The organism is Xanthobacter autotrophicus (genome assembly GCF_029991245.1).
Lineage (GTDB): Bacteria > Pseudomonadota > Alphaproteobacteria > Rhizobiales > Xanthobacteraceae > Xanthobacter > Xanthobacter autotrophicus_C.
In genome coordinates this window covers 1-10,238 of the sequence record NZ_JAIVFO010000152.1, presented here as the reverse complement: position 1 = coordinate 10,238, position 10,238 = coordinate 1, and the positions used below count along the sequence as shown (strand labels likewise).

Below are 10,238 nucleotides of genomic sequence, written 5' to 3'. Positions count from 1 at the left end.
CCCCCAATCCCACCCCCTGGGGGCCGGCGGCGCAGGAGGAAGGCGACGGCCGCATCCTGGTGGGGCGCAGCTTCCTTGGCCGCAGCGAAGCCGCCAAGGCGGGCACCAGCGCCAAGGATGAATATCTCACCCTGCGCCTCGCCAACCGCCACGGCCTTGTGACCGGCGCCACGGGCACCGGCAAGACCGTGACGCTGCAGGTCCTGGCCGAAGGGTTCTCGCGGGCCGGGGTGCCGGTGTTCGCCGCCGACATCAAGGGCGACCTCTCCGGCGTCGCCGCCATGGGAGAGCCCAAGGATTTCCTGGTCGCGCGGGCGCAGGAGGTGGGCCTCACCTACACGCCCGACAGCTTCCCGGTGATCTTCTGGGACCTGTTCGGCGAGCAGGGCCACCCCATCCGCGCCACCGTGTCGGAGATGGGGCCGCTGCTGCTGGCGCGGCTCATGGGCCTCAACGACACCCAGGAAGGCGTGCTCAACATCGCGTTCCGCCTTGCCGACGAGCAGGGGCTGCCGATCCTCGACCTCAAGGACCTGCGGGCCATGCTGGCCGAGGTCGCCAGCAGCGCGGCCACCCTCACCGCGCAATATGGCAACGTCTCCGCCCAGAGCGTCGGGGCCATCCAGCGCCAGCTTCTGGTGCTGGAGAATCAGGGGGCGGACAAGTTCTTCGGCGAGCCGGCGTTGAATATCGCCGACCTGATGCGGGTGGATCGCTCGGGCTACGGCACCATCTCGATCCTCGCCGCCGACAAGCTGATGGGCGCGCCGCGGCTTTATGCCTGTTTCCTGCTGTGGCTGCTGTCCGAGCTGTTCGAGGAACTCCCCGAGGTGGGTGACCCGGACAAGCCGAAGCTGGTCTTCTTCTTCGACGAGGCGCACCTTTTGTTCGACGAGGCGCCCAAGGCCCTGCTCGACAAGGTGGAGCAGGTGGTGCGCCTCATCCGCTCCAAGGGCGTGGGCGTCTATTTCGTCTCCCAGAACCCGCTGGACATTCCCGAAAGCGTGCTCGCCCAGCTCGGCAACCGGGTCCAGCACGCCCTGCGCGCCTTCACCCCCCGCGATCAGAAAGCGGTGAAGGCGGCCGCCGAGACCTTCCGGCCCAATCCGGACCTCGACACCGCCCAGGTCATCATGGAACTGGGCAAGGGCGAGGCCCTCGTGTCCATGCTGGAGGGCAACGGCGTGCCTTCCATGGTGGAGCGTACCCTCATCCGCCCGCCGTCCGGCCGCATCGGCCCGCTCAGCGTGGAAGAGCGTGCGGCGCTCGTGGCCAAGAGTCCGGTGGGGCACATCTATGATGCGCCCATCGATCGCGAATCGGCGTTCGAGATACTGCAGAAGCGTATTGAGGAGAAAGCCGCCCCGCAGGAGGCGGCGGCTTCCGACGGCGGCGGCTTTCTGGGCGGGGTGCTCGACAGCGTGCTGGGCACCGGACAGCCCGCGGGCAGGGCGCCCGCCGGCACGGCGCGCGGTGGCGGCCGGGCCAGCACCCGCATGACCACCACCGAGGTGGTGGTGAAGCAGGTAGCGCGAACCGTGGCCTCGGGGCTTGGCCGGGCCATCCTGCGCGGCATCCTCGGTTCGATCCGTCGCTGACAGCCCGCCTGCGGGGGAGCGAGCGACAGTTTGTAACGATCTTGGAGCCGGAAAACGTATTCTGTTGCGTTGGGCCAGGCAGGGCGGTATAATTGCGGTATTCCAGTGAGATTGCGGGGTCGCACTGGGGAGCTGCTCAACGCGCGCGCCAGAGCCCTGCCTTTCAGGCGGATTCTTCTCAGGCGCGCCCCGACTTGGAGCGCCTCATGAAGGTGTTGCCGATCGCCCGCATTCTTCTGGTTGATTCCCATATGGAACGTCGCCTTGCGACCAAAACCGCCCTGACCGCGCTCGGCGTCGGATCGGTGCGGGAGGCCGCAGTGCTCGACGAGGTGACTGATCCCGCTGTTTTGGGATCGGTCGACGTGCTCGTCGTTCAGGTGGATGATCCGGAGGATGCCCCTGCCAATCCCTTCCGCTTCGGTGCCGGCATTCCCGCCGTGCTCGTCGCGGAAGTCCCGGCCCAGCTTCTCGTGCGGGCCGCCAGCCGTGCCGGCTATGACGCTGCGCTCGGCGCGCCGCTCGCTCCGCGGCTGCTCTACCGACGTATCGGCTCGGTGATGCAGCGCGCGCGCCGGCTGGCGCGTCCGGCCCCAGCCATCGCCGTGGAGCCGACAGAGAGCCTCGTCAGCGCCGGCTGACCCTGTGGCCGGCTTGACCTGTGGCCGGCTGACTTGCGTCCGGCGGCATCGTCCCGCCGAAGACGGGAGGGCTTGGCCCGGCCGGATGGAAATCCGGCTGGTGCCTGCGCGTCGCACGTCGCGTTTGATCCAAACGGTCGCGCGGCGGGCACGGGGCCGGGCCTTGGTGCGCCGATCCCGGCGCGCCCTTGACTGCCTCCCTTTTGACTGCCTCCCTTTTGGCGCCTTGTCCTTCCTGGCGCCTTGTCCTTCCTGGCGCCTTGTCCTTCCTGGCGTCCCGTCATCGTGACGACTTGCCAGACGTGCGTGAGAAAGCCAGCATCCGTCGCGATTCCGGGCCGGGCATGGCCCGCGCGACGGAGGTCCACATGGCGGAACGCACTGAAACGGAAGACGGAACGTCCCTTGATGTGACGCCCCGAGGTGCGCCGCGCCTTGGTCCGATGCTCACGGCAGTGGACGACGGACTCGATGCCGCGATCGCGCGGCTGTTCGACTTCCTCAGGATCGCCTCCATCTCCACCGATCCCGCCCACACAGCGGCCTGCGCGCAGGCGGCGGACTGGGTCGCGGGGGAACTGCGCGCGCTGGGCTTTTCAGCCACGGTGCACCCGACGCCGGGCCATCCGGTGGTGGTCGCGCGCACCGACACGGGCGCCCCCCGGCGCGTGCTGTTCTACGGCCATTACGACGTGCAGCCGGTGGACCCGCTCGACCTGTGGGAGACGCCGCCGTTCGAGCCGCGCCTCGGCGCGACTCCCGATGGCCGCAAAACCATCGTCGCCCGCGGCGCCTGCGACGACAAGGGGCAGGTGCTGACCTTCCTGGAAGCCCTGCGCGCGTTCAAGGCGGCCGGAGCCGGCGCGCCGGTGGATGTCACCGTGCTGCTCGAAGGGGAGGAGGAGTGCGGCTCGCCCAACCTGCCGGCCTTCCTCGCCGCCCATGCCTCCGAGCTTTCCGCCGACCTGGCCCTGGTCTGCGACACCGGCATGTGGGACCCCAGGACCCCCTCCATCACCACCGCGCTGCGCGGCATTCTCCACACCGAGCTGACCATCGTGGGCGCCGACCGCGACCTGCATTCCGGCCTGTTCGGCGGGGCGGCGCGCAACCCCATCCATGTGCTGGCCAGCCTCATCGCCGAGGCCCATGACGCCTCCGGCCGGGTCACGCTTCCCGGCTTCTACGACGACGTGCGCGAGATGCCCGCCGAGGTGCGCCAGCGCTGGGAGAGCCTGGGCCTTACCGCGGAGGCCTTCCTGAAGCCGGTGGGCCTCGGCGTGGCGGCGGGGGAGAGCGACCGCCTCGTCATCGAGCAGATCCAGTCGCGTCCCACCTTCGAGGTCAACGGCATGTTCGGCGGCTATACCGGCGCCGGCACCAAGACCATCATTCCCGCGCGGGCCACCGCGAAGATCTCGTTCCGGCTGGTGGCGGACCAGGACCCGGCCAAGATCCGCGCCGGCTTCGAGGCGTTCGTCGCCGCGCGCATCCCGGCGGACTGCGAGGCCGTCTTCTCCTGGGGCGAGGGCGCGCGCGCCTTCCTGGTGCCGCCGGAGAGCCCGGACCTCTCCCGCGCCGCCGGGGCTCTGGAGGCGGAGTGGGGCATCGCCCCGGTCACCATCGGCTCGGGCGGGTCCATCCCGGTGGTGGGCCAGTTCAAGGACCTTCTGGGGGTGGACACCCTGCTCATCGGCTTCGGGCTCGACGACGACCGGGTGCACTCGCCCAACGAGAAGTATGACCTGACATCCTTCCACAAGGGCACCCGCAGTTGGGTCCGCATCCTCGACGCCCTCGCCTGACGGCCGGCGCCATCGGTGCGATCTCTCGCCCCTTCTTTCGCCCCTGACGTTGCGCGCCCACTTTTGTGCGGCGCGCAATCGTGCGAGGAAGACCGGGCCAGTTCGGCGGAACGCCCCCCAAGGATGCGCCAGACGTAGCCTCCAGACGCCCCGAGGACGCCCCCCATGGAACGCCCCGCGCCCAAGATGGATGCCGAAGGCCTGCTCTCAGCATGGCGATTCGACGGTCGGGGCGGAGCCGTCCGCCTGCCGCTTGAGACCGCACTGGCCGAGGCGGCGCCGGACGGCGGCTTCATCTGGCTGCATTTCCGCTATCTGCCGCGTGCACCGCAGACCTGGCTGCGGCAGGCGAGCGGCCTCGATCCCTCGGTGGTGGAGTCCATTGCCGAAGAGGATTGCCGGCCGCGCTGCGCCATGTTTACGGAAGGCTCGCTGCTGTCCCTGCGCGGCATCAACCTGCAGCGCAATGCCCTGCCGGAGGAACTCATCACCGTGCACCTGTGGGTGGATGCGCGGCGCGTCCTCTCGGTGCAGCACGATTTTCTTTCCGCCATCGCGGATTTCGAGGATGCGCTCGCCCGTGGCCGCTGCCCGCGCTCCCAGGGGGAGTTCGTGGCCGACCTGTCCACGCGCCTCGTGGAGCGGGTGGACGCGGTGGTGGACAAGCTGATCGACGAGGCGGACGAACTGGAGGACACGGTATTGTCCACCGTCGCCTCCGAAATGCTCCCCAAGATTGCCATCCTGCGCCGCGTCGCCGTCAAGCTGCGCCGCCACATCGCCCCCCAGCGTGAGGCGCTCAACCATTTCGCCCTCGAGGACGATCCCTGGATGGGGCCGAAGGACAGGAACCGCCTGCGCGACGCCGCCGACCGGGTGACGCGCTTCGCCGAGGAACTGGACAGCGTGCGCGAGCGCTCCGGCATCATCCGCGAGCAGATGGTGGACACGCGGGCCGAGCAGATGAACAAATCCATGCTCGTGCTGGCCGTGGTGACCGTGGTGTTCGCCCCCATGACGCTGATTTCCGGCATGTTCGGCATGAATGTGGGCGGCATTCCCGGCAATACCGATCCCGAGGCCTTCTGGGCACTGGCCGTCGCCATGCTGGTGCTCGGCTTCCTGCTGCTGTGGCTGTTCCGGAAGCTGAAGTGGATCTGAGGCTCCAGAGGCGAACGTAACGGAAGTGTCGTCGTCCTGTCGCCGGGCCGTCAACGCTTGAGCGGCAGGTGGTGTGCGCATCGGACCCTCGGGAGGTTTTCCCCATGCGCACCCTGAAATCGTTTACCCTGAAATCGTCCGCGCTCGTGCTGCTCGCCGGCGTCGCCCTGGCCACGCCGGTCTTCGCTCAGGACAAGGCCGCCGCCGACAAGGCGGCCTCCACGGAAGGGACGGCCCATCCGGCGGTGCTGGTGGGACATGTGGTGCTGCCCGCCGCCACCTTCGTGGCCGCGCCGGCGGATGCGCCCGCCGATCTGAAGACCTCCGGCAAGTTCACCAATGCCGACCGCAAGCGCATCGACCGGGTGGGCAGCGTGAAGGGCGTCAGCGTCCTCTCCGACAAGGCCGCCCCGCGCGAGACCGGCCTGTCCCTGCCGTTCGACGGCCAGCCGGTGCAGGGCTTCTCCGGCATCGTCTCGGAAGGCGATGGCCGGTTCTGGGTGCTCACCGACAACGGCTTCGGCTCCAAGGCCAACTCGCCGGACGCCATGCTGATGGCCCACCGCCTGAAGATGGATTTCAAGGACGGCAAGATCGAGCGCCTCGCCACCATCTTCCTGCACGACCCCGACAAGAAGGTGCCCTATTCCATCGTCATGGAGGGCACGCAGAAGCGCTATCTCACCGGCGCCGATTTCGACCTCGAATCGATCCAGGTGGCGGGTGACAGCATCTGGTTCGGCGAGGAGTTCGGCCCCTTCCTCATCGAGACCGACCTCTCCGGCAAGGTGAAGGCCGTGTTCGAGACCAAGGTGGACGGCAAGGTGGCGCGCTCGCCCGACCATCCGGCGGTCAGCACCCCCTCCGCGCCGGACGGCAAGGTGGCGTTCAGCGTCTATCGCTCCAAGGGCTTCGAGGGCATGGCCCTGTCCCCCGACAAGACCAGGCTCTACGCGCTGCTCGAAGGTCCGGTGTTCGATGCGGCCACCGGCGGCAAGGAGAAGGTGGGCGAGAGCGAAGTGCTGCGCATCGTCGAGTTCGACATCGCCAAGCGCGACTGGACCGGGCGGTCCTGGAAATATCCGCTGGCCGTGGCCGGCAACGCCATCGGCGATTTCAACATGATCGACGATACCCACGCTCTCATCATCGAGCGCGACAGCCTGGAGGGCTCGCGCTTCAAGGCCTGCGCCGAGGGCAAGGTGGAGCCGACCTGCTTCGACAAGCCGGCCAGGTTCAAGCGCGTCTACAAGGTGGAATTCTCGCCCGAGACCGCCGGCCAGCTGGTGCGCAAGGTGGGCTACATCGACCTGCTCGCCATCAAGGACCCCAACGGCAAGGCGCGGCAGGGCGGCACCGAGGGCGTGCTCGACATGCCGTTCTTCACCATCGAGAACGTGGTGATGGTGAGCCCGACCGAGATCGTGGTGGGCAACGACAACAACCTGCCCTACTCCGCCGGGCGCAGCCCGCAGAAGAATGACGACAACGAGTTCGTCCTCCTCTCCGTGCCGGACCTGCTGAAGGGCAACTGAAGCCGACGGCCTTCGGGCCGGACGACGGCGCGCAACGAAAAGGCCGGGCACGCAAGTGTCCGGCCTTCCTCATTCCGGGGGGTGGCGGGGGCTTACTGCCCGGCGGCCGATGCGCTTGACTCACCGGCCGCTGGCAAAAGCCCGCGCGGCGCCTGAGCGACACCCTCGCGGCACCGGTCAAGGACCGGGACCGCTGGATTACTGCCCGGCGGCGAACACGCTGGGGAAGGGCCGGCCGCGCACGTCGAAGACGGTGGCGTAGGTGACGCCTTCCCGTTCGATCTTGACCAGGGTCGGCGCCTTCACGTCGGCGCAGTAGAACTCACCCAGGCGCAGGTAGAAGTCCGCGTTGCGGCTGTCATAGGTGGTTTCGTAGCGGGGCCCGAGTTCGGCGGCGGCGGCGAAATAGGGTCCGCAGACCGCCACCCGCAGCTTGCGGCCCTGGGGCAGGGACCGGCGGTGCTGCTCCACATATTCGTCAAGCTCTTCGGTCGCCTGCTTGAAGGCGAGGCCCCAGTAGTCGAGCATGAACTTGCTGTCGGCGCCCTGAATGCCACCCGCCAGATGGTTGTAGTAGGTGTATTCATAAGGATGCAGGTTGCGGAAGGCCGCCGCCGGCATGGCGAGGCCCACCAGGAAGGCGGCCGCCACGGCGCCCCGGGCGAGGCGCGGCAGGCGCTGGGCCTTTTCCCACAGCCAGGCGGCGGCGACGCCGCCGAGCAGGGCCAGCGCCGGCGTCACGAACACGAAGTGCCGGATGCCGTTATAGACCACCGGCCGGGCCGTCACCGTGAGCAGCACGGGGAAGAAGGCGGCGGTGAGGACCAGCACCAGCCGGGCGCGCTTGGCCGGGGTGTCGTGGCCGAACAGGGCGGACACCACGACTCCTGCCGCTCCGGCCAGGGCGAGGCCGAGGAACAGTTCCGGCATCTGCACCGAGAACAGGGTGGGCACATAGGAGCGCGGCATGTCCGGCACGAGGATCGGCCGTCCCTCGAACATCTCGCGCCAGGGCACTTCCCAGAAATTGGAATAATACTTCAGCGCCACCAGGGGATTGAGCGGCTCGGCCACGCCCCAGGGCCACAGGATGCCAAGCACGAAATAGGCCAGTGGCAGGCCGAGGGCGAGCAGGCCGATGAAGCCGAGGCTGCGCTTCAGCGCCACCTTCAGGCCCAGATGCCGGGCTTCCGTGACGACCAGGAAGCCGATGGCGGCGAAGATGAAGACGCCGCACATCAGCCCCATCACCCGGGTGCCGATGGCAAGGCCCAGGGACAGGCCGAACAGGATCACGGTGCGCGGGGAGGGATTGGGGAATTCGTCGAAGGCCCGCACCGTCGCATACAGCACGCCGGCGACCGCCACCGCGAAGGGCGCGTCCTTCACGTTCATGAAGATGTGCCCGTAGAACAGCGGGCAGATCATCAGCAGCGCCATGGCGGCGAAGCCGCCCCACGGGCCGGCCAGGCGCCGCCCGATGCGCCAGACGATGAAGAACCCGCCGACGCCCACCAGCGCGCCCAAAAGGCGGCGGATGTCGAACACGTCCACGAAGGGCACGGCCTTGGCCAGCGCCGCGGCGAGCAGGTCGAAGCCGCCACCATAATAATACAGGTTGACGAAGGAAAAGACCTTCCTCTGCGTCAAACCGGAGGAGAAATAATTGTACAGCAGGTCGCCGTACTGGGAATGGGTGAAGTCGTCCCAGCCAAGCCCGTAATCGGAGAAGGTGAGGGCGGCGATGACGGTTACGGCCGCAAGCAGGATGACGGCACAGGCATCCGCAACCGCGCCTGGCCGACGATCGATCTCTAGGAACGACATGAAAGGAGAACCCCGACGGACGACCAATTCTTCCCGTGCACACTCACCGGTTGAAGCCGAAGTGCTTCTTCCCCCAAGGTAGATGTTACTATTCTACCGCAGTCCGTGGAGCGCGTCACAGCTAAGATGGAGTAGCGTCCAATCGCAACAAAATTATGCTGTGCAATGCGGAATTTCGAGGCAAATCCGGTGTGAAATTGCGGCGGATTGTCCCCGCGACGCAAGGAGAGGTGCCTGGATCATCTTGGGGGTGCTGAATCGTTCACCACTAAGAAAAGAATTGCCCAGGCAATGTGCTTTGTCGGCGAAGGGGCCTCCCGGCGTGTGCCGGGAGGCGAGAGGCGGACACCGCCGGATCAGACAGCCTTGCTGTACAGTTCCGCCACGTAGTCCCAGTTCACGAGATGGTCCACGAACGCCTTGAGGTAGTCGGGGCGACGGTTGCGGTAGTCGATGTAGTAGGAGTGCTCCCACACGTCGACGCCGAGAATGGGGGTCGCGCCCTGCACCAGCGGGTTCTCGCCGTTCGGGGACTTGAGCACCACGAGCTTGCCGTCCTTGAGGGCGAGCCAGGCCCAGCCCGAGCCGAACTGGCCGACGCCGGCGGCGATGAAGTCTTCCTTGAACTTATCGACCGAGCCGATGTCCTCGATGATCTTCTTCTCGATCTCGCCGGGGATGGCGCCGCCGCCGTTCGGCTTCATCCAGTTCCAGAAATGCAGGTGGTTGTAGTGCTGGCCGGCATTGTTGAAGAGCGGGGCGTTCTTGCCGAACGAGCCCGTCACGATCTCCTCAAGGGATTTTCCTTCAAATTCAGTTCCCTTTAGGAGATTGTTGCCATTGTTCACGTAGGCGAGGTGGTGCTTGTCGTGGTGGTATTCCAGCGTCTCGCGCGACATGTAGGGGGCGAGGGCGTCATAGGCATAAGGCAGTTCGGGCAGCGTGAAGGACATGAAACATCTCCGCAATCTATCCGGCGTCGTGCTCGGGGCGAAATCGCTGCCCCGGCGCCATACCGGGTATACGACATGTCCGAGCGAGCACCTAGATAGGGTGGCCCCTGCCTTCAAACAACCTTGATGCGGCCGATTTTCCCGGCGAGGTACCACCGTTGGTGTATAGCGGCTCTGAGGCCGGCAAGCGGGAGTGGGTGCGAGATGTGGTGGTTCCTGGTCCTTCTCGGCGTTCTGATCGCTCTGGCCGGGCTGTCGGTGATCGCGCTCGGCGTCGTCATCTACCAGTCCACTTTCGGCAATTCGCTGATCACCACCGGCGCGGTGGCGGCCTCGGGCGGCTTCGTCATAACCGCCATGGGGTTGGTGCTGCGCCAGCTTGAGCGTCTCTCCCAGCAGGTCGAGCGCGCCTATCCAGGTGCCGATGTCCCCGAAGGCGCCTACCCGGCGCGCGTCGGCGGCCGTGGCGCCCAGGCTCGCCTTTCGGTGGACGATCTCACCCAGCCGGAGCCGGAGGCCGTTTCCGCCGCGCCCGCCCCGGCCGCGCTGCCTCCGGTCGAAACCCGCGAGCGGATCGCGCCGCCGTCCCGCAACACCCCGCTCCCGCCGCCGGCCGAGCCCGATGCCGAAACCGCCGATCCCATGCTGGAGGCGCGCCGCCAGCGGCTCCAGCGCCGGGGCGAGCCCCAGCCGCAGCCCCCCCAGCCCGCGGTGACGC

The 10,238-nt window shown here is 67.5% G+C and carries 7 protein-coding genes and 1 pseudogene; 6 read left to right on the top strand and 2 right to left on the bottom strand.

What is annotated here, in order from left to right:
* Positions 1 to 59: 59 nt before the first annotated feature.
* The 5 genes from K9U41_RS19345 (at position 60) to K9U41_RS19325 (ending at position 6,740) form a co-directional block, all read left to right on the top strand.
* Positions 60 to 1,598, top strand: coding sequence for a helicase HerA-like C-terminal domain-containing protein (locus tag K9U41_RS19345; RefSeq protein WP_432715831.1), 1,539 nt, complete (start codon positions 60 to 62; stop codon positions 1,596 to 1,598).
* A 194-nt stretch (positions 1,599 to 1,792) separates the two neighbouring features.
* Positions 1,793 to 2,239: a hypothetical protein gene (locus tag K9U41_RS19340; protein WP_282642495.1), complete on the top strand. Its 447-nt coding sequence runs from the start codon at positions 1,793 to 1,795 to the stop codon at positions 2,237 to 2,239.
* 368 nt (positions 2,240 to 2,607) lie between these two features.
* Positions 2,608 to 4,044 carry a M20/M25/M40 family metallo-hydrolase gene (locus K9U41_RS19335; protein ID WP_282642494.1) on the top strand — a complete coding sequence of 479 codons (1,437 nt, stop codon included), beginning with the start codon at positions 2,608 to 2,610 and terminating at the stop codon, positions 4,042 to 4,044.
* Between the two features lie 165 nt (positions 4,045 to 4,209).
* Positions 4,210 to 5,205 carry a zinc transporter ZntB gene (locus K9U41_RS19330; RefSeq protein WP_282642493.1) on the top strand — a complete coding sequence of 332 codons (996 nt, stop codon included), beginning with the start codon at positions 4,210 to 4,212 and terminating at the stop codon, positions 5,203 to 5,205.
* 104 nt (positions 5,206 to 5,309) lie between these two features.
* Complete coding sequence (locus tag K9U41_RS19325; RefSeq protein WP_282642492.1) at positions 5,310 to 6,740, top strand: esterase-like activity of phytase family protein; 1,431 nt, start codon at positions 5,310 to 5,312, stop codon at positions 6,738 to 6,740.
* Positions 6,741 to 6,938: 198 nt separating this feature from the next.
* Here the strand turns inward: K9U41_RS19325 and K9U41_RS19320 are convergent, their stop codons facing one another.
* Both K9U41_RS19320 and K9U41_RS19315 read right to left on the bottom strand, forming a co-directional pair.
* Complete coding sequence (locus K9U41_RS19320) at positions 6,939 to 8,567, bottom strand: glycosyltransferase family 39 protein (RefSeq protein WP_282642491.1); 1,629 nt, start codon at positions 8,565 to 8,567, stop codon at positions 6,939 to 6,941.
* 356 nt (positions 8,568 to 8,923) lie between these two features.
* The gene (locus K9U41_RS19315) at positions 8,924 to 9,520 is read right to left on the bottom strand and encodes a superoxide dismutase (RefSeq protein WP_282642490.1); all 597 of its coding nucleotides are present in this window, start codon (positions 9,518 to 9,520) and stop codon (positions 8,924 to 8,926) included.
* A 204-nt stretch (positions 9,521 to 9,724) separates the two neighbouring features.
* Here K9U41_RS19315 and K9U41_RS19310 point away from each other — a divergent pair.
* Positions 9,725 to 10,238: pseudogene (locus K9U41_RS19310) on the top strand (hypothetical protein); the annotation flags it as partial.